The sequence below is a fragment of the Arthrobacter sp. zg-Y1110 genome (assembly GCF_025244865.1).
Lineage (GTDB): Bacteria > Actinomycetota > Actinomycetes > Actinomycetales > Micrococcaceae > Arthrobacter_B.
This window is the reverse complement of sequence record NZ_CP104272.1, coordinates 19,798-38,256: the sequence shown is the minus strand read 5'-3', so window position 1 is coordinate 38,256 and position 18,459 is coordinate 19,798. Positions and strand designations below refer to the sequence as shown.

17 protein-coding genes, 1 tRNA gene and 1 pseudogene are annotated in these 18,459 nt (G+C 64.5%); 13 read left to right on the top strand and 6 right to left on the bottom strand.

Annotation, left to right across the window (positions count from 1 at the left end; genetic code table 11):
- Window positions 1-44 precede the first annotated feature (44 nt).
- Window positions 45-548 (bottom strand): DUF4383 domain-containing protein, encoded by a 504-nt coding sequence (locus tag N2K99_RS00195; RefSeq protein WP_227920470.1) that lies wholly within the window; start codon window positions 546-548, stop codon window positions 45-47.
- 130 nt (window positions 549-678) lie between these two features.
- Here N2K99_RS00195 and N2K99_RS00190 point away from each other — a divergent pair, with 130 nt between their 5' ends.
- Together N2K99_RS00190 and N2K99_RS00185 are read left to right on the top strand one after the other, a co-directional pair.
- The gene (locus tag N2K99_RS00190; RefSeq protein ID WP_227932653.1) at window positions 679-1,476 is read left to right on the top strand and encodes an SDR family oxidoreductase; all 798 of its coding nucleotides are present in this window, start codon (window positions 679-681) and stop codon (window positions 1,474-1,476) included.
- Between the two features lies 1 nt (window position 1,477).
- A complete protein-coding gene (locus N2K99_RS00185; RefSeq protein ID WP_227932654.1) occupies window positions 1,478-2,962 on the top strand; it encodes an FAD-dependent oxidoreductase in 1,485 nt (494 codons plus the stop codon).
- 226 nt (window positions 2,963-3,188) lie between these two features.
- On the opposite strand, the pseudogene N2K99_RS00180 reads toward N2K99_RS00185, so the two are convergent.
- Window positions 3,189-3,632, bottom strand: a pseudogene (locus tag N2K99_RS00180) (SRPBCC family protein); the annotation flags it as partial.
- Between the two features lie 271 nt (window positions 3,633-3,903).
- Here N2K99_RS00180 and N2K99_RS00175 point away from each other — a divergent pair.
- A complete protein-coding gene (locus tag N2K99_RS00175; RefSeq protein WP_227920454.1) occupies window positions 3,904-4,401 on the top strand; it encodes a Dps family protein in 498 nt (165 codons plus the stop codon).
- Window positions 4,402-4,498: 97 nt separating this feature from the next.
- Here N2K99_RS00175 and N2K99_RS00170 read toward each other — a convergent pair whose 3' ends face one another.
- Window positions 4,499-5,203: a FadR/GntR family transcriptional regulator gene (locus N2K99_RS00170; RefSeq protein WP_227920453.1), complete on the bottom strand. Its 705-nt coding sequence runs from the start codon at window positions 5,201-5,203 to the stop codon at window positions 4,499-4,501.
- A 260-nt stretch (window positions 5,204-5,463) separates the two neighbouring features.
- Here N2K99_RS00170 and N2K99_RS00165 point away from each other — a divergent pair, with 260 nt between their 5' ends.
- The 3 genes from N2K99_RS00165 (at window position 5,464) to N2K99_RS00155 (ending at window position 8,653) form a co-directional block, all read left to right on the top strand.
- Window positions 5,464-5,982 (top strand): gluconokinase, encoded by a 519-nt coding sequence (locus N2K99_RS00165; protein ID WP_227920451.1) that lies wholly within the window; start codon window positions 5,464-5,466, stop codon window positions 5,980-5,982.
- A 114-nt stretch (window positions 5,983-6,096) separates the two neighbouring features.
- Complete coding sequence (locus N2K99_RS00160; protein ID WP_227920450.1) at window positions 6,097-6,873, top strand: metal-dependent hydrolase; 777 nt, start codon at window positions 6,097-6,099, stop codon at window positions 6,871-6,873.
- 49 nt (window positions 6,874-6,922) lie between these two features.
- Entirely contained in the window at window positions 6,923-8,653 is a 1,731-nt protein-coding gene (locus N2K99_RS00155) for a sodium:proton antiporter (RefSeq protein ID WP_227932655.1), read from the top strand.
- 69 nt (window positions 8,654-8,722) lie between these two features.
- On the opposite strand, the gene N2K99_RS00150 is transcribed toward N2K99_RS00155, so the two are convergent.
- Both N2K99_RS00150 and N2K99_RS00145 read right to left on the bottom strand, forming a co-directional pair.
- Complete coding sequence (locus tag N2K99_RS00150) at window positions 8,723-9,100, bottom strand: VOC family protein (protein ID WP_227920447.1); 378 nt, start codon at window positions 9,098-9,100, stop codon at window positions 8,723-8,725.
- 69 nt (window positions 9,101-9,169) lie between these two features.
- Complete coding sequence (locus N2K99_RS00145; protein WP_227920442.1) at window positions 9,170-9,913, bottom strand: LysR family transcriptional regulator substrate-binding protein; 744 nt, start codon at window positions 9,911-9,913, stop codon at window positions 9,170-9,172.
- Window positions 9,914-9,993: 80 nt separating this feature from the next.
- Here N2K99_RS00145 and N2K99_RS00140 point away from each other — a divergent pair, with 80 nt between their 5' ends.
- On the top strand, window positions 9,994-10,356 hold the full coding sequence (locus N2K99_RS00140; protein ID WP_227920951.1) for a DUF5997 family protein: 363 nt from the start codon (window positions 9,994-9,996) through the stop codon (window positions 10,354-10,356).
- A 143-nt stretch (window positions 10,357-10,499) separates the two neighbouring features.
- On the opposite strand, the gene N2K99_RS00135 is transcribed toward N2K99_RS00140, so the two are convergent.
- Window positions 10,500-10,582 (bottom strand) — tRNA-Leu (locus N2K99_RS00135).
- Between the two features lie 439 nt (window positions 10,583-11,021).
- Between N2K99_RS00135 and N2K99_RS00130 the strand changes: the two genes are divergently transcribed.
- The 6 genes from N2K99_RS00130 to N2K99_RS00105 are packed head-to-tail and all read left to right on the top strand — an operon-like array spanning window position 11,022 to window position 18,456.
- Window positions 11,022-11,753: a DUF3662 and FHA domain-containing protein gene (locus N2K99_RS00130; protein WP_227920440.1), complete on the top strand. Its 732-nt coding sequence runs from the start codon at window positions 11,022-11,024 to the stop codon at window positions 11,751-11,753.
- A 59-nt stretch (window positions 11,754-11,812) separates the two neighbouring features.
- Complete coding sequence (locus tag N2K99_RS00125; RefSeq protein ID WP_227932940.1) at window positions 11,813-12,238, top strand: FHA domain-containing protein; 426 nt, start codon at window positions 11,813-11,815, stop codon at window positions 12,236-12,238.
- A gap of 44 nt (window positions 12,239-12,282) precedes the next feature.
- Window positions 12,283-13,767: a PP2C family serine/threonine-protein phosphatase gene (locus tag N2K99_RS00120; protein ID WP_227932656.1), complete on the top strand. Its 1,485-nt coding sequence runs from the start codon at window positions 12,283-12,285 to the stop codon at window positions 13,765-13,767.
- Window positions 13,767-15,185, top strand: coding sequence for an FtsW/RodA/SpoVE family cell cycle protein (locus N2K99_RS00115; protein WP_227932657.1), 1,419 nt, complete (start codon window positions 13,767-13,769; stop codon window positions 15,183-15,185). Before N2K99_RS00120 ends, N2K99_RS00115 begins: the two co-directional genes overlap by 1 nt.
- Window positions 15,182-16,621, top strand: a complete 1,440-nt coding sequence (locus N2K99_RS00110) for a penicillin-binding protein 2 (protein ID WP_227920433.1) — start codon at window positions 15,182-15,184, stop codon at window positions 16,619-16,621. Before N2K99_RS00115 ends, N2K99_RS00110 begins: the two co-directional genes overlap by 4 nt.
- Window positions 16,618-18,456: a protein kinase domain-containing protein gene (locus N2K99_RS00105; RefSeq protein ID WP_227932658.1), complete on the top strand. Its 1,839-nt coding sequence runs from the start codon at window positions 16,618-16,620 to the stop codon at window positions 18,454-18,456. Before N2K99_RS00110 ends, N2K99_RS00105 begins: the two co-directional genes overlap by 4 nt.
- Window positions 18,457-18,459 lie beyond the last annotated feature (3 nt).

The following is an 18,459-nucleotide window of genomic DNA, read 5'->3' as shown; positions in this document are numbered from 1 at the left end:
ACCGGGGCGGGCTGCGGATTCCAGCATCGGACGCGGCAGCCCGGCTAGTTGGGGACTGACCCTTCACCGGGGTTCGGGTTGCTGCGGTACGAGCTCGGTTCGCTCTCACGGCCCAGGAAGATGCCCAGCAGGATCATCACCACTGCCAGCACTGCGTGCAGCCAATTGTCCGCCGTGTTGAAGGGAACGAAGTTGGCGTCTGAATCCAGCGGGATGAGCAGTCCGTAAATGAAGAGCAGGGCGTAGAGGATGCCTCCTCCCAGCAGATAGAGCTTGGCCGAGGAGTGCTTCCGCGCCAGGGCAAGCCCGGCAAAGCCCAGCAGCATGTGGACCACGTTGTGGAGAACCGAGACCTGGAATATGCCCAGAAGTGCGGCTTCGGATGCGTAACCCGAGAAGTAAAGCTGGCTGTAATTGATGGTGGCCCCGGGAATGAACCCCAGGACTCCGATAAGCAGGAAAACAATCCCGAACGCAATTGCGGCTTTTTGCGCATTGGTCCTGCGTGCCGAGAGTCCGCCGCTGGAACTGTAGCTGGGGTATGCCATGATGACTCCTCTGCTCCGCGGCACCGGAGAACCGGACCGGGAGGATTCGGTGATCAGGACTTTAAACTGTTGCACAATTGGGGCAAGGTGGGAAGCATACTGACTTTCCAAGACCATGAGGGGGTACGAGATGGAGTTTGCGCCTAAAACGGCAATAGTTACGGGGTCGGACTCCGGCATAGGACGCGCCGCCGCCGTAGCACTCGCCAAGGCGGGAATGGATGTGGGCATTACCTGGCATTCGGATGAACGCGGTGCCACGGACACTGCGGAAGAGGTCCGCTCGCACGGCCGCACCGCCGTCGTCGCCCATCTGGATACCACCGATCTCCCAGGGTGCGCAGATGTCGTGGATTCCCTGGCGGAGAAGCTGGGCGGCCTGGACGTGTTCGTCAACAACTCGGGAACCGGTGACGGGCAGAAGTTCCTGGACCTGGGCTATGACGCCTGGCGCACCACCTTGGACACCAACCTCAGCGGGGCTTTCCTCTGCCTGCAGCGGGCAGCTCAGCGCATGGTCGCGGCCGGCAACGGCGGCCGGCTGATCGCCGTCACCAGCGTCCACGAACTCCAGCCACGGGTGGGTGCCGCGGCGTACACCGCTTCCAAGCACGGCCTCGGCGGGCTGATCAAGACCATCGCCCTGGAGCTGGGCAGCTACGGGATCACGGCCAATTCGGTGGCACCCGGGGAAATCGCCACACCCATGACCGGGCAGACGGATTCCGATCCGCGGGCTGAGGACCGCCCCGGCATTCCGCTGGGCCGGCCCGGCTACGCCTCCGAGATCGCCGACGTCGTGGCCTTCCTGGCCTCACCGGCGTCGTCCTACGTCACCGGGGCCTCCTGGGCCGTCGACGGCGGCATGCTCCAGATGGGACCGCAGGGCGGCTCCCACATCACTTCGTCAGCTTGGCGGGAAGGATAACTTGAAATCTCTATGGCTCGATACCGCGCCCGTTATACCCACTGATCCCTTCGACCCCGAGGCGTCCTATGACACCGTGGTGGTCGGCGCCGGCCTCACCGGCCTCACCACGGCAGCCCTGCTGGCACGCAGCGGACAGCGCTTAGCCCTCCTGGAAGCACGCACGGTAGGCGCCGTCACCACCGGCAACACCACAGCCAAAGTTTCCCTCCTGCAGGGAACGCAGCTGTCCAGCATCACCTCGCACCACAACGCGGAGACTGCCCGCCAGTATGTGGAAGCCAACCGGCAGGGACAAAGCTGGCTGCTGCGCTTCTGCGACGAAAACGGGATTGGCTACGAGGTCCGGGACGCGTACACCTACGCCACCACCGAGCAGGGACTCAAGAGCCTGCGGAAGGAACACGAGGCAGCCCAGGCGGCAGGACTCGACGTCGAGTTCACAGCGGAGACGGAGCTGCCCTTTGCAACCACGGGTGCACTGCGGCTCCGCGACCAGGCCCAGATCCAGCCGATGACGGTGCTGGCCGGCCTGGCCAAGGATTACCGCGCCCATGGCGGCCGCCTGATCGAGGGCGTCCGGGTGACCGGCGCACGCCACGAGGAGGGCGCCGTCATCAAGGTCGCAACCAGTCAGGGCGAGGTCACCGCCCGGCACCTGGTGCTGGCCACCGGCATCCCGATCCTTGACCGCGGCGGTTACTTTGCCGTGCTGAAACCCGAGCGTTCCTACGCAGTAGCCCTGCCGGTGACGGGAGAGGTTCCGCAGGGCATGTACCTCTCCGTCGATTCACCCACCCGCTCCCTGCGGACCGCGGAGGCAGACGGTATCTCCTACCTGCTCGCCGGGGGCAACGGGCACACGGTCGGCCGGAAAAAGTACACCCAGGAACTGGTGGACGATCTGGTGGACTGGACCGTGGAGAACTTCGCGGTGGGAAGCGCGGCCAGTTATGCCTGGTCGGCGCAGGACTACTCACCGGCACGCAGCCTGCCCTACGTCGGGCAGCTGCCGGTGATGGGGTCCAACATCTATGTAGCCACCGGTTACAACAAGTGGGGCATGACCAATGCCGTCGCGGCTTCGCTGGCCCTGAGCGCGGAGATTCTCGGCGGCGAAAACCCGTGGGCACGCGAGCTGTACAAGCCCCGGGTCGCCCCGCTGGATGCCGCGTCCACCCTGCGGGACAATGCCGAGGTGGGGCTTTCCATGCTCACCGGCTGGGCCGCCGGGCTGGCCAACAGCACTGACACGGCCCCGCCGGAGGGGCAGGGCGTGGTGTCCCGGGAGAACGGGAAACCGGTGGGGACCTGCACCGTGGCCGGCGAGACCAGCCGGGTGTCGGCCGTGTGCCCGCACCTCAAGGGAGTCTTGAACTGGAACGACGCCGAACAGTCCTGGGATTGTCCACTGCACGGCTCCCGGTTCACGGCGAAGGGAACACTGCTCGAAGGTCCCGCGGTCAAGAACCTCGATCCCGCCTGATCGCCGGACCCGGTTTTACCCAAAAAGACTGCGGATGCCATGCAAGGCATCCGCAGTCTTTGTTTGACCTGCCGGGCGGCTAGAGGCCGGCCCGGGGTCCGCCGGATTCCGGGTCATCCATCGCCGGATCCGCGTCCGGGGCTGCCGCCAGCCGCGAGGTGTCGGTCGAGGTAGGTCCTACCGGAGCCGTGCCGGCCGCGCCGGTGGCGGCATTGCCGGGGGCATCAACGTTTCCCCGCCACGAACCCGTTTCCGATCCGCGGCTTTCAATGAATTCCTTGAACCGCGCGAGGTCGGCCTTGACCTGCCGGTCATCGGCGCCGACCACGGAACCCAGCTTCTCAACGATGTTTTCGGGATCCCAGTCCAGCTGGACGGTGACCCGGGTCTCGGCGTCGCCCAAGCGGTGGAACGTTACGACGCCGGCATGCGACTTTCCGTCCGTACTCTTCCAGGCGACCCGCTCATCCGGATGCTGCTCGGTAATTTCGGTGTCGAATTCCCGCTCGACACCGGCCACCTTGGTTACCCAATGGGTGGTGGTGTCGGAAAGCTGGGTGATGGAGAGAACGCCGCCCATGAAGTGCGGGAAGGACTCGAACTGGGTCCACTGGTTGTAAGCGGTGGTAACCGGTACTGATACGTTGATTGACTCTTCTACGGTGGTCATTCTGTCCCTCCGGTAGTGCGAATCCTGCCTTTGGCCGGGCCGCTTCTCACAGGCCCCGTTTTCCTCACCGTACACAGGACGACAAGTTCCTTCAACTGGAAGTAAGGTTGCTTATATTAGCTTTCCCGGGAACCGGTCCGTTCTGTTCCGAGCCGCGCCCCGGGGTTAGGCTGGGGAACAATCCACCTGTCGGAGGCGCTTGATCCGGAACGTAGCCGGGTTTTCCGGCAGGTGAGTCCAGTACTCATTTTTCGTCAATATTGGAGGAAACATGAAGGCATCTGAAGAGCTGACCACCAACCTGCAGGCCGTCCTGGTGGACATGATCGAACTGCACCTGCAGGGCAAGCAGGCCCACTGGAACGTAGTGGGTAAGAACTTCCGGGACCTGCACCTGCAGCTTGACGAGATCATTGACGACGCGCGCATCTTCGCGGACGAGCTGGCCGAGCGCATGCGTGCCCTCCGCGCCGTTCCGGACGGCCGAAGCGTGGCGGTGGCCAACGGCACCAGCCTGCCGCCGTTCCCCGCCGGGCTGGTTGACACCAGCGATACCGTGACGCACGTGGTCGCCATGCTCGAGGCCGTCGTCAAGACCATGCGCGACGTGCACGACCAGGTGGACGAAGAGGATCCGACCACTGCGGACATCCTGCACGGCTTTATTGCCAAGCTGGAGCAGTACGCCTGGATGGTGGATGCCGAGAACATTTCCGCCACGGCAGAGGTTGTCACCCCCGAAGACAGCAACCTGGAACCGACCCGCTAGGACTCCGGCTTCCGGGCCGGCGTATCCCTTTTCCACGGGGTGCGCCGGCCTTTGCCGTCCCCCCGCACCGCCGGCAGGCAGCTGGCCCGGTGGAAGGCTAACCGGCGATGGCCTGCCGCACTTCTTCGAGCAAATCCATCATGTGCGCCAGTGCGGCAGCGCCGTCCCCGGCAGCGACGGCGTCCGCCACCAGCACATGTCCCCGCAGGGCAGCCTCGCTCGGGTTCGCCGGCATCATGCCCTGCCGGGTACGGCCGGTAAGCACCTCGGCAACCACATCCTGAAGCGAGGCGAACATATCGTTGCCGCTGGCGCGCAGCAGCAACGTATGGAATTCAATATCGGCCTGCAGGAACTCATCCAGCTCCCCCGCTTCGCCGAGCCTTCGAAGCTCCGCGGCCAGCTCCACCATCCGGTCCCGCTCAGCAGGTGCCGCGTGGCTGGCGGCGGCCGCCGCGGCTACCGGCTCCACGCCCACCCGCAGTTCGGTCAGGGTGCGGAACTGCTCTGCCCGACCCGGTCCGGCCAGGCGCCACTTGATGATCCGCGGATCGAACACATTCCACAGCTGCGGTTCCTGCACCACAATGCCGACCCTGCGCTTGGAATACACCAGGTTCATGGACTCGAGGATCCGCATGCAGTCGCGGACCACGGTTCGGGAAACTCCGAACTCCTGCTGCAGCCCGTCAAGCGTGAGCCGGTCCCCCGGGGCAAGCACGCCGGAGGCAATGTCCTGGCCCAGGGTCTCGATGATCCGGGCGTTCAGGACCGCGGCCGGCGGCCCGGCATGTTCGTTCATATCCGCATCTTTCCAGCTACGTTCCTTGTATATTCCTTAGAGTGCATATGAGTGAGTGGTGCCGAATCGGCGGGGATACCGCTCGTATCGGCCATCCGCTCCCTGCTTCAGCCTAGCCTCCGAAGCATGCCTTCGGTCAGCCGCCGACGGAGCCCCAATGTACCCGGCCCCGCTCCAACAGTTGGTGATACCTTTGTGCTCAGAAGTTCGGCCAGCAAACCGGTCCGAACCCGCGACAACGGCGTCCCAAGGAGATTTCTATGTCCCCAGCAGCACAGCACCTGGTCATTATGGGTGTTGCCGGATCGGGCAAAACCACCATCGCCAATCTGCTTTCCAAACGGCTCGGATGGATTGCAGCAGAGGCTGACGAGTTCCATCCGGCCGTAAATATCGCCAAGATGTCCGCCGGCGTCCCCCTGGACGACGACGACCGTTGGCCGTGGCTCTACGCCATCCGCGATTGGATGGGTGTCCAGGCGGAAAACGGCCGATGCACCATCGTCACTTGTTCCGCGCTGAAACGCACGTACCGGAACGTACTTGCACAGGCGACCGGGGACGTAACGTTCGTCCACCTGGACGGGAGCAGCGATGTGCTCGCCGAACGCATGAAAACCCGAAGCGGACATTTCATGCCGCCGTCCCTGCTTCCCTCGCAGTTGAGCACTTTGGAGCCGCTCTCACTGGACGAGGCCGGTATCCGGATTGAAATAACGGATTCTCCCGCGGAAATAGTGGATGCCATTCTCCGGCACCTGGGTTTCACGGTTGCCTAAGCATCTCCGCCGTCGGTCCAAGGTGAACGCGGGACCGGGGAAACCGTGGAAAAATAGGTAGCTTCAATAAACTCTTTTGGCGCCTGCACCGCCCTCTGGAAGGACTTTTCAACCATGATGGGTGGCCACCATGCCGCTAGCGGCGCCGCGGCCTGGGTTGCCGTCGCCTCCACCGCTCCCCACGCCTTCGGCTGGTATCCGGTGACGCCGCTCGGCGTCGTCACCGGAGCCCTGTTGACCGCCGGCGCCGCGCTGCTGCCCGATCTCGACCATCACAGCGGGACCATTGCCCATTCCCTTCCCCCGCTCACCAAAATCCTTGCCCGCTTTACGGAGGCCGTCAGCGGCGGCCACCGGCGCGGCACTCATTCCCTGCTCGGGCTGGCGGTCTTCGTGGCGCTGGCAACAGCACTGGGCAGGGTGACCACCGAGGTGCCGGTCTTCGGATCAGTGGCGGTGGGAGCGGGGATCCTGTCCGTCCTGCTTATGGGCTTTGCCTTCAAGGCGCTGAAGATCGCCGGCGGGCCGGTTCGCAGCTGGTTCCTCGCCCTGGCCTTCTCGGGGTTCATTGCCGTCTACGCCCCGGAAAACAATGACTGGCTGCCGGTGGCGGTGGGCCTGGGCGTGGCAGTGCATATTGTCGGTGACCTCCTCACCCACCAGGGCGTAATGATCCTGTGGCCGCTGCGCATCAAGCGCCCGCGTTCCCTGGTCCGCTTCCCTGTTGTCAGTAAGCTCTGGCGGAGCAGCGGCTGCTTCTCGCTGCCCCTGATCGGCGCGGCCGGATCATGGCGGGAATGGGCCCTGATGGTGCCCGTGACCATTTACGCGATATACGGCGTCACCGTGGACGGCATGACGGCGCTGACCGGCTGGTCCCCCTATACCTAGACCGCTTCCCCGGACGGGAGCACAGCCGGGGCAGGATTAAAGTGGAAGTGTGGAACTGGCTCTTTTTGCTGTCGTGGGTGTTGCCGTCATTGTGACGGTTGCTGCCTTTTCCAAACGCCTCGGGATAGCTGCACCATTGATCCTGGTGGTGGTGGGGCTGGCCCTTTCCTACACGCCGGGCATGCCGGAGTTCTCCGTTCCGCACGAATGGATCCTGATGGGCGTGCTGCCCCCGCTGCTCTACGCCGCCGCGGTGAACGTCCCCGTGGTGGACTTCCGGCGCAACATCGGTGCCATTTCCTCGTTGTCCGTCTTCCTCGTCCTGTTTTCGGCTTTTGCCACGGGGCTGCTCCTCTACCTGCTGCTGCCGGACCTGAACTTTGCCGCCGCAGTGGCGCTGGGCGCCGTCGTCAGTCCGCCCGACGCCGTCGCTGCCACTTCGATCGGAAAGAAGCTGGGCCTGCCGCCGCGCCTGGTCACGGTGCTCGAAGGCGAGGGGCTGGTCAATGATGCCACCGCCCTCGTGCTGCTGCGCTCCGCCGTCGCCGCCTCCGCCGGGGGCCTGTCGAGCATCTGGGCCGGCATCGGTGACTTTGCTTTCGCCGTCGTCGTGGCCGTTCTCGTCGGACTGCTGGTAGGCGCGGCCACGGTATATGTCCGATCGAAACTCTCCGATCCGGTTCTGGATACGGCAATCTCCTTTGTGGTTCCCTTCATTGCCTTCATTCCGGCGGAGGAAGCCGGGGCCTCGGGTGTGCTCGCCGTCGTCGTGGCCGGGCTGTACACCGGGCACCGCAGTGCCTCAGCGCTGACGGCGCAGGCCCGGATCAATGACAGCATCAACTGGCGGACCATCCAGTTCCTGTTGGAAAACGGCGTTTTCCTCCTCATGGGACTGGAACTGCGGCATCTGGTGGAGAACATCGACGCCAGCCTGCTTCCGGTCCTCGATGCCGTACTGATCGGACTGGCAACCACCGTGCTGCTGATCCTGCTGCGCTTCGCCTGGGTTACTCCTTTGATCTACCTGCTGCGGCTGAAGGTCCGTCACCAGGAACGGCGGACCAAGCGGTTCCGGCTGGGCCTGGACCGGATCAAGGCGGGCGGGCTGAACGACGATCGGCAGCGCAGGCGGCATCGGCGGGCCGAGCTGCTCTACCTCCGCCGCCGGGCCGACGTCGAGCAACTCGGCCGCGAGGGTTTGGGCTGGCGCGGAGGCTTGGTGATCTCCTGGTCCGGCATGCGGGGCGTGGTGACCTTGGCCGCGGCCCAGTCCCTGCCGGAGCAGACCCCGTACCACGAGCAGCTGGTGCTGATCGCTTTCACGGTGGCCGTGGCAACCCTGCTGCTGCAGGGCGTCACCCTGCCGTGGCTGATCCGTCTCCTGGGGGTTCGGGGCCGGGATGTGGCATCGGATCTGAGGGAGCTGGCCAAGCTGCTGGACGAGCTCAGCGGTGCCGGGCTCAGCGTCCTGGAGCAACCGGCGCAATGCCCGGGCGTACGCCCGGTGGTGGACCCGGATGTGGTTGAGAGGGTCCGCCAGAGCACCTTCCTCCGCAGCGAACTGGCCTGGGAACGGGTACGTGCACTCGGGGAAAACGAGGATCCGACGCCGCAGCTCCAATACCGGGAGCTGCGCCGCGCCGTCGTCGAGGCCGAACGGAACCAGCTGCTGCTGGCCCGCCGAGAGGGACGCTATGCGTCCCGAACCCTTTCGGAGGCGCAGCGGCTGCTGGACCTGGAGGAATCCCGCCTGCACCCGCGGCTGGGGGAACGCTAGCGGGAGTGCTCCCAGGCGGAGAAAGGCGGCCGGGACACCGCCGGCCCAGCATCGCGATTGGCCCTCGCGTCAGTCCTGGTGAAGCTGCAGGTAGTTGCCGCAGCCATCGTCGAAAACCGCCTGGGCCCCCGTTGAATCAAGGGTGGGTTCACCGAGGAACTGGACGCCGAGCCCCGATAACCGCTCATACTCCGCCTGCACATCCGGTACGCCGAGCACCAGCACGGGCAGCTGCTCCCGGTACAGCCCCGTCCGGTACGCTTCGGCAACCGGGTTGTCGCTGGGTTCGAGCAGCAGCCCCGGGCCACCCGGATCTTCAGGCGAGCAGACGATGAACAGGTTGTACTCCGGCATGGCCATCAAGGGTTCCAGGCCAAGGGTGCCCGTGTAGAACTCGTAGGCACGTTCCGGGTCGACCACATGGATGCCGCTCATTTTGATCCGCATCTGCGAAAGGGTACCTCCGGCTCCGGCCGGTGTCAGCAGTGCCGGATCAGCTGTGGAATCAACGGTGCTTCAACGGCTGCGGCGCGGTTTGCCGTTCTTGCCGGCGCCTTTGCCCTTGCCTGCGGGACGCCCGCCGGACTTTGCCGCGGGCTTGGCCGCGCTCCGGGTCTGGCGCTCCTTGGTCCGCTTCCTGGCTGAGGACTTCTGTTCGGCTTGGATGGAGGGTTGGCGGGAGCTGTTCGCGGTCCGCCCGCGCACCACCCCGACAAACTCTTCGATGTCCGCCTCGTCCCGGTCCTGCAACCAGGCAATTCCGATCCGTGTTGCCGGAACACCGTTCACGGGCCGCGCTGCAACGTCCTTCCGGGAGTGCAGGCGGGCTACCGACATGGGGAGGATCACAACACCGCTGCCGGCGGCAGCCACCTCAAGCGCGACGGCGGCGCCTCCCATCTCGTCAATGTCCAGGATCGTCTCGCCGTCGAGATCCGCGAGGTCGACGGCGTCGAAGGCCGCCAGGGGGTGCTCCTTTGAGGCAACGGCGACCGGCTGCTCTTCGTACAGCGGAATCACATTCACGCCGTCCGGGCGCGCGAAACCTTCGGCAGGAATACGGATAAACGCCAGGTCCGCCCGGTTGGAGGCAAGTTCCTCCAGCGCTGCGGGCTCCTCACACTGGAACGTCCTCAGTTCCTGGTCCTGCCGTTCACGCCAGCGGGTGATCCATTTGCCCGGCGTCACGCCCGGTACGTAGGCCACGGTCAGCGGCCGCGACGTTGCCCCCTGCAGGGATGCTGATGTGTCTGTGGGCATCAGAACACCTTAGCCCACCGGGAGGTGGCGCGGCGGGCGGATACCCTTGGAATATGACCACCGAGAAATCTCCCCAATCCATGAAGCCTGCCACGGCAGCCAAGAAACTGGGCATCTATCTGCCCGCAGCGCCGCAGGATTTCCAGGACGGTCCTATTTCGCGGGCCCAATTCGACGAACTCCAGTCCAATCCGCCTGAGTGGCTCACCGAGCTGCGCCGCACCGGACCCCATCCCCGCCCCGTCGTGGCGCAGAAGCTCAACGTCTCGATCGGCGGTTTGACCCGCGCCGGCGTGACCGAGGCCCTGACCACCGAGGAAATCAAGGCACTGCTTGCCCAGCCGCCGGCCTGGCTGGTTGAAGAACGTGCGAGCTTTGCAGCCGTCCGTGCGGAAGCCCAGCGGGTAAAGGAAGCCGAAGCCAAGAAGGCCGAACGCGCCTAGGAGCCCACCGGATTCGCAATAAGGGAGGGGCCGCGCAGATGCTGCGCGGCCCCTCCCTTATTCCGCCCCCTGCTCCGCGGGACGATCATCCACGACGCAAAAAAATGACCCCGGCCGTCTGGCCGGGGTCATTCTTTTCTATGTGCGCGAGGGGGGATTTGAACCCCCACGCCCTTTCGGACACTGGCACCTGAAGCCAGCGCGTCTGCCGTTCCGCCACTCGCGCATAAATGGTTTCCCGTGGCAACGTTGTGCGGACAATCTCACACGATCCAAGTGGATCCTGTCTGTGATCATTCGTTGCGTTTCCTCGGGAACAGCAGAATCAAGCATACCGGCAATTTGGCCAAACACCTAAACGGCTTCCGAAGCCACCTTAAAACCGCACTGCTGCAAGGAATCACCGGCTGTCCTTCCGGCTTTGCAGGGGACGCCGTGAAGCGGTAACCGGCTTGCCGCAGCCACCGGAGCGGAACGCGGGGCGCCGGGACGGCGGTAAGACAATTATCTGCACTCACCAGTAGTATCGAAGTGGACGCATGTACCTGTGCCCTGCCGGAACCAGTCCCGAACCAGTCCCGGCGGTCGATTCCGCCGGCACCACGGTGCCAGGCAGGTACTGCAGACGAGGCAATTCACTGGACAGGACACGGAAGGAGACGAACTTGGGCATACTCGACAATGTCGAACGCGGCATCGAAAAGATTGTTCGTGGTGCTTTCGCGTCCGGTTCGTCCGGCCGTGTTGAACCGCTGGAGCTTGCCATCGCACTCCGCAAGGAACTGGATCAGCATTCCATGGTCCTGGGCCAGGGCCGGACCCTGGCACCGAATGTCTTTACTGTGCGGCTCTCCACCTCGGACTTCGCCCAGGCACAGAAGTGGGGTGCACCCCTGGCTGAAGAGCTCTGCGACGTGGTCATTAAACATGCACGCAGCCAGTCCTACACACTCCAGGGCCCGGTACGGGTTTCGTTTACCCGCGATTCCTCCCTTAAGGCAGGGGTGCTTGAAGTGGATTCATCCACTGAAAAGTCCCCCTCGGCCCAGGCCCGGATGCCCTCTCCTCCTGCACCGCGGCAGGGACCCTCGGCTCGGATGCAGCCTGTCTTGGACGTTGACGGCCAGCGTTACACCCTCAATGCTCCCTCTGTGGTCCTGGGCCGCTCCTCCGAAGCCGACATCCTCGTGGACGACACCGGTGTTTCGCGCCGCCATCTGGAGATCCGTACCGAGAACGGAGCCAGCCGTGCCGTCGATCTGGGCTCCACCAACGGCAGCTTCGTCAACGGCCAGAAAGTTCAAGGTGAAGCAGTGCTTACCGACGGATCCACAATCACCATGGGACGCACCCGAATCGTCTTTCGGCTGCTGCCTGTCCGGACCGGGGGACGTTAGTGCTCAGCGAATTAACTGAAACACTCCTGCGCTACGGCTTCCTGATCCTGCTGTGGATCATGGTGGTCAGCGTTGTCGGCGCCATTCGACGCGACCTCGCCGTGGGCAGCCGCAACCGGACCGGCACCCCGACGGCCCGCCAGATCCGCAAAGACCCGAACCTTGAACAGCGTGCGCCGGCCCCCGGCAAGGTGACGCCGAGGGAACTCGTAGTGACGGAAGGCCCCCTGCGCGGCACCACGCTTGACCTGGCTGCCAGCCCCATCCTGCTTGGACGGGCACAGGAAGCAACCCTCGTCCTGGAAGACGACTACGCCTCCGGGCGCCATGCCCGCCTCTTCCCCCAGGGCAGCCGCTGGTTCGTTGAGGACCTCGGTTCAACCAACGGAACCTATCTCGGCGGAAGCCAACTAACCCGGGCGTTGCCCGTCGAACCCGGTGTGCCGATCCGCATCGGTAAGACGGTCATCGAATTGAGGCCCTGACAGTGGCCCTGGTCCTCAGATATGCAGCACGGTCCGATGTTGGAATGGTTCGTTTCAAGAATGACGATTCCGCCTACGTCGGCCGCTACCTCGCCGTCGTCGCCGACGGCATGGGCGGCCATGCAGGCGGCAACGTCGCCTCCGCCTCCACCGTGCTCGATCTGGTCCATCTGGACAGCAGCGTCCACGAGGACGAGCCCCTGACCGTCCTTGCCGATGAAATCCAGGCGGCGAATTCGCTTCTGTCCGAGTTGGTGACCACCAGCCCCCAGCTCTCCGGCATGGGCACCACAGTCACTGCGCTGCTGCTGCACGAGCAGCGCCTGGCACTGGCGCACATCGGCGACTCCCGCGCCTACCGGCTCAAAGACGGCCGGTTCGAACAGATCAGCATCGACCACACCTTCGTGCAGCGGCTTATCGATGAAGGGCGCCTGCAGCCCGAAGAAGCCGAAGTGCACCCGCATAAGAACGTCCTCATGCGCGTGCTCGGTGACGTTGATGCCAGCCCCGAACTGGACCTGGCCACTTTCGACGTCGAGCCCGGCGAACGTTGGTTGCTGTGTTCGGACGGGCTTACTGCCGTCCTGCGCGACTCCGACATCGAGGGCGTTCTCCGCGGCACCTCGGACCTGCAGGAATGCGTGGACACCCTGGTTGAACTCACCCTGGCCGGCGGTTCTCCGGACAACGTGACAGTGGCAGTCATTGAAATAGATGAAGACCCCGACGCCGGCTCCGCCCCGGCAACCGCTCCGCTCTCCGAAGTGTCCTCCCGGGACAACGTTTACCGCCCTACGGCTGCTGTAGCTGCGGCACCGCCCGTGACCGAAGACGAGCCGGGACTGCGCACGGAGAATACCGCTGCCCGCGACGATGCCGACGATGCCGACGACGCCGATAGTGAGCGCGAACGCGCCCAGCTGATCCGCCAGGATCTGGCCTCCCGACCGCACGTATTGGTTGGCGCGGCTTCCCTTGCCACCGAGACCGGCGAAATTCCGATCGTCACGAAGCGGTCCGCCGAGCGGCGCGCTGCCCGCATGCTTACCCACAAGGCCGACTCCGAGGAGCAGGCAGAGCAGCAGACCGGGGATTCACCCCGTACCGGCTGGAAGCGCTGGCTGCTGCCGGCGTTCCTGACCGTGGTTGCCCTGCTGCTCGCCGTCGTCGTGTGGCTCGGCTACACCTGGACGCAGACCCGCTACTACGTGGGCTCCTATGAAAACCGGGTCGCCATCTACAACGGTGTCTCCCAAACCATCGGACCGATCCAGCTTTCACATGTCACTGACGTATCCGATATTCCGGTGGACAGCCTCGCCGAATATCACCGCAACCGGGTGGAGGACACCCTTCCTGCCCGGGATCTTGAGCATGCCGGAGAAATAGTCAGCGAGTTGCGGGACACCGCCAAGGCGGTCCTGTGTCCGCCGGTGAACACCGATTCCCCGACTGCTGCACCTTCGCCGGGTGCGACTGCTGCGCCCAACACCGAACAGAACAGTGCCTGCGGAGGTGAGCAGTAATGTCGGATGTCCTCACCGTGCCTAAACCGCGCCGGAACACTGAAGCCCTCCTCCTCCTCGTTGCGCTCCTGGTCGGAGTGGGGGCCAACATGATTGTCGGCCTCGACGAGGACCGTGCCTTCGACTCCGACTTCTGGGTCCAGGGCGGGACCCTCATGGCCCTGGTAATCATCTTCCACCTCGTGCTGCGCTTCCGTGCCAAATATGCCGATCCGGTAATACTTCCCATCGTGACTGCCCTTAACGGCATCGGGTTGGCCATGATCCACCGCCTGGATATCACCAACGGCGATGATGCAGCGGACCGGCAGCTGTTGTGGAGCACAGTGGCCGTGGCGGCAGGAATCGCCGTGCTGTTCATCATCAAGGACCACCGGATCCTGCGCCGCTACACCTATATCTCGTTGATCGTCAGCGCGATCCTGTTGCTCCTTCCGCTGATGCCGGCTCCCGTGGGGCGCGAGATCAACGGAGCCCGGATCTGGATCAACGTTGGCATCGGGACCTTCCAGCCCGGTGAGATCGCCAAGATCACCCTGGCCATATTCTTCGCCGGGTATCTATCCACCAACCGGGACCTCATCCTGCTCGCGGGACGGAAGGTCGGGCCGCTGCAGTTCCCGCGTATGCGGGACCTGGGCCCCATGCTCGTTGCCTGGCTTGTCAGCATCGGCGTGCTGGTCTTCCAGCGGGACCTTGGCTCGTCCATCCTCTTCTTCGGGCTGTTCATGGCCATGATCTACGTCGCCACCAGCCGCGTGAGCTGGGTACTGATCGGCGTGGGCCTGCTCGCGGCCGGCGGATTCGTCGCCCTCCAACTGTTCAGCCACCTGCAGGCGCGTATCCATGGCTGGCTCAACGCCTTTGATCCCGAGGTCTACAACGGGGCCGGCGGCAGCTACCAGGTAGTGCAAGGGCTCTTCGGCCTGGCCAGCGGAGGGCTTGTCGGCACGGGATTGGGACAGGGCCGCCCGGATCTGGTGACCTTCGCGAACAGCGATATGATTATTGCCGCCCTCGGCGAGGAACTTGGCCTGATCGGCATCTTTGCGATCGTGCTGATGTTTGTGCTCCTGGTATCCCGCGGATTCCGTGCCGCCCTGGGCACCAAGGACGGATTCGGGAAGCTCCTGGCCTGCGGGCTGTCCTTCATCATTGCCTTGCAGTGCTTCGTGGTGATCGGAGGCGTTACGCGCCTGATCCCGTTGACCGGATTGACCACCCCGTTCATGTCTGCCGGCGGATCGTCGTTGCTGGCCAACTGGATCATCGTGGCGCTCCTGCTCATGATTTCCGATGCTGCCCGCCGGCCCGCGCCCACCGGCCCGCTGGCCACCGATATGGTTCCCGCCATGTCCGATTCCCGGTCCGGCGCTTCCGCCCGTGCCCGGCGTTCCCCTAAGGGAGGAGACGAATGAACCAGGCTATCCGTAACAGCTGGGTAGTGGCCCTGGCAATGTTCGTGCTCATTCTCGGTTCGCTGACCTACGTGCAGTTCTTCGCCGCTGAGAAGCTCAACACCAACCCGAATAACAACCGGGCCCTGTACCGTGATTTCGGCGAACCCCGCGGCTCCATCCTTGTGGACGGCAAGGCGATTGCGGAATCCGTTCCCTCGGACGACCAGTTCAATTACCAGCGGGTCTACAACAGCCCGGAGCTGTATTCGCATCTGACCGGTTATTTCAACCTGAACAACACCACGCAGCTGGAAATGACCATGAACGACGAGTTGTCCGGCAACAGCTCCCAACAGTTTAACGACAAGCTGGTCCAGCTCTTCTCCGGTGCCCAGAGCCAGGGTGCTTCGGTGGAACTGACCATCGATCCGGAACTCCAGCAGCTGGCCTACGACCTTATTCCCGACGGCCAGAAGGGATCCATCGTGATGATGGACCCGAAGACGGGCGATATCCTCGCCATGGTCTCCAAGCCCTCATACGACACCAATCTCCTGGCCGGCCATGACACTGCGGTGTTGGGCACCAACATGGAGGCCCTGACCTCCCAGCCGGGCCTGTCGCCCTACACGAATCCGGCCACGCAGTCCCTGTTGGCCCCCGGGTCCGTCTTCAAACTCGTGGACACGGCAGCAGCCCTGGAGTCTGGAAAATATGACGCCGAATCCGTGATCCCGAATCCGCCGGAACTCCCGCTGCCCGGAACCAACATCTCCCTTCCGAACTTCACCACTGGCGCCTGCTCGGCCCGGTCCGAGGCAGACTTCGCCTTTGCCCTCGCCTGGTCCTGCAATACCGTCTTCGCCCAGGTGGCACTGGACCTGGGGCAGGACAACATTGCAGCGCAGGCCAAAAAGTTCGGTTTCGATACCTCCCTCCAGATCCCCAACGAGGTTGTGGCCAGCCATTTCCCCGAGAACGAGGACGAGGCCCAACTGGCCCTTGCCTCCATCGGACAGGGAAGCGTGACCGCTACCCCGCTGGAGGTTGCCATGATTTCCGCAGCCATCGCCAACGACGGCGTGCAGATGACCCCCAACCTGATCCGCAGCGTCCGCGCTCCCGATTTGTCCGTGATCGACGAACCGAAGCCCACTGAATTGAATACTTCCGTCAGCCCCGACACAGCCCGCCAGCTCACCGAGTGGATGGTCGGCGTCGTAGACAACGGCTCAGCCAAATCTGCCCAGGTCCCCGGCTTCAAGGTGGCCGGCAAGACCGGCACAGCCCAGGTGGACGGCCGGGGAGACAATGCCTGGTTCACCGGCTTCGCGCCGGCCGACGATCCGCAGGTGGCCATTTCCGTTGTTATGGAAGACGTGGACCTGGCCACCGGTGCCCAATTGACCACTCCAAGCGCGCAGAAACTCCTAGAGGCGGTGTTGAATAAGTGAGGCCTACATCGGGTATCACCTTAGGCGGCAGGTTCCAGCTGACCGACCGTATTGCCATCGGCGGTATGGGCGAGGTCTGGAAGGCACGGGACCTTGTCCTGGGCCGCATTGTTGCCATCAAGATCCTCAAGGAGGAGTACACCGGGGATCCGGGCTTCCTTAACCGTTTCCGGGCGGAGGCCCGGCACACGGCGCTGCTCAACCATCCCGGCATTGCCAATGTCTTCGACTACGGCGAAGAGGACGGTTCGGCGTACCTGGTCATGGAACTTGTTCCGGGCCAGCCGCTGTCCAGCATCATTGAGCGTGACAAGGTGCTCTCACCGGACCGGACGCTGTCCATCATCGGCCAGGTTGCCACTGCGCTTGCCGTAGCCCACAACCAGGGCCTGGTGCACCGCGACGTGAAGCCGGGCAACCTGCTCATCATGCCCGACGGCAAGGTCAAGATCACCGACTTCGGGATCGCCCGCCTGGCCGACCAGGTGCCGTTGACGGCCACCGGCCAGGTCATGGGCACTGCCCAGTATCTGGCTCCGGAACAGGCCACCGGACAGCAGGCGACGGGTTCCAGCGACATCTACGCGCTTGGTGTCATTGGCTACGAGCTCCTTGCCGGCCGCCGTCCCTTCTCCGGTGAATCCCAAATCGCGATTGCCCTGGCACAGGTCAACGACACGCCTCCGCCGCTGCCGGAAACCATTCCGGAACCGGTGCGTGCCCTGATTATGTCCATGCTGGCGAAGGACCCGGCAGATCGTCCGGCCGACGCCGAGTCGCTGGCCCTTGCGGTCGCCGCCATCCGCCGCGGAGACATCCACGCAGCCCAGGAAGCCGTCCCCGGCATGCTGCTCTTCGGTTCCTCCGCCGGCGCGGTCACGGCCCCGGTGCCCACCACCGGTACTTCAGCAACCCGCGTGGTGGACACCGCACCGTCGACGTCGGCACTGCCCACGGTCGCCGGTGCGTCCGTGCCCGATGCCCGCACGGGTGAGCTTGCCGCGTCCCGTGAATGGACCGATGAAGACGATGTCGATTACGACGACGGCGACCCGGGGGACGTCGAAGAGGAAAAGCGCCGCAGCCCCTGGACGATCCCGCTGATCGCCTTGCTTGTGCTCATCCTGGCCGGCGTCGTGGCATTCTTCGTACTCACCGGCTCCGAGGGAGACGAGGACCCGGCCCCCGCCGCAAGCTCGTCAGCCGCCAGCCCGTCCCGCAGCCCCTCGCCTTCCAAGACCACAGCGACTGCGACCCCGTCCGAAACACCCGACGAAATCCGGATCGATTCGGCCACCTACGAGGGCCGGCCCGTGAACGAGGTGGCCACCGAGCTGAGCAACCTGGGTCTGCAGGTCAACCGCCTTCCCGTGTCCGACGCCGATATCGCCGAAGGACTGGTCGTTGAGGTCAATCCCTCGGGGCCGCTCAACCGCGGAGACGCGGTGACGGTGGTCTACTCCTCCGGCCCGGAACTTGTTTCCGTCCCTGCCCTGACAGGCCAGCCTGAGGCTGCGGCACGACAGCGCATCGTCGATGCCGGACTGGTGCCGGTCAACGGCGGCACCCAGCAGTCCGATGCCGCCCCGGGCACCGTCGTAGGGGTCAATCCCACCGAGGGCACTGCCGTGGCGCGGGGCTCTTCCGTCACCTACTACATCGCAGAAGCCGCCCCTTCAGCCCCGGCACCGGCTCCGGCTCCGGCTCCGACGACCCCGACTCCTTCCGCCCCGGCGGCTGGGAACGGCGCCGGCACTGGATCCGATCCCGATACCGGTACCGGTCTGAATCAGTCCGGCGGCGCCAGCATGACCGGCCCTACAGGCAGCAGCTAAGAG

Coding starts and splice junctions, on each gene's coding strand:
- N2K99_RS00195 (WP_227920470.1), bottom strand. CDS start 548: ATGGCATACCCCAGCTACAGTTCCAGCGGCGGACTCTCGGCACGCAGG.
- N2K99_RS00190 (WP_227932653.1), top strand. CDS start 679: ATGGAGTTTGCGCCTAAAACGGCAATAGTTACGGGGTCGGACTCCGGC.
- N2K99_RS00175 (WP_227920454.1), top strand. CDS start 3,904: ATGAAGGCATCTGAAGAGCTGACCACCAACCTGCAGGCCGTCCTGGTG.
- N2K99_RS00170 (WP_227920453.1), bottom strand. CDS start 5,203: ATGAACGAACATGCCGGGCCGCCGGCCGCGGTCCTGAACGCCCGGATC.
- N2K99_RS00165 (WP_227920451.1), top strand. CDS start 5,464: ATGTCCCCAGCAGCACAGCACCTGGTCATTATGGGTGTTGCCGGATCG.
- N2K99_RS00160 (WP_227920450.1), top strand. CDS start 6,097: ATGATGGGTGGCCACCATGCCGCTAGCGGCGCCGCGGCCTGGGTTGCC.
- N2K99_RS00150 (WP_227920447.1), bottom strand. CDS start 9,100: ATGCGGATCAAAATGAGCGGCATCCATGTGGTCGACCCGGAACGTGCC.
- N2K99_RS00145 (WP_227920442.1), bottom strand. CDS start 9,913: ATGCCCACAGACACATCAGCATCCCTGCAGGGGGCAACGTCGCGGCCG.
- N2K99_RS00140 (WP_227920951.1), top strand. CDS start 9,994: ATGAAGCCTGCCACGGCAGCCAAGAAACTGGGCATCTATCTGCCCGCA.
- N2K99_RS00125 (WP_227932940.1), top strand. CDS start 11,813: ATGGTGGTCAGCGTTGTCGGCGCCATTCGACGCGACCTCGCCGTGGGC.
- N2K99_RS00120 (WP_227932656.1), top strand. CDS start 12,283: ATGGTTCGTTTCAAGAATGACGATTCCGCCTACGTCGGCCGCTACCTC.
- N2K99_RS00115 (WP_227932657.1), top strand. CDS start 13,767: ATGTCGGATGTCCTCACCGTGCCTAAACCGCGCCGGAACACTGAAGCC.
- N2K99_RS00110 (WP_227920433.1), top strand. CDS start 15,182: ATGAACCAGGCTATCCGTAACAGCTGGGTAGTGGCCCTGGCAATGTTC.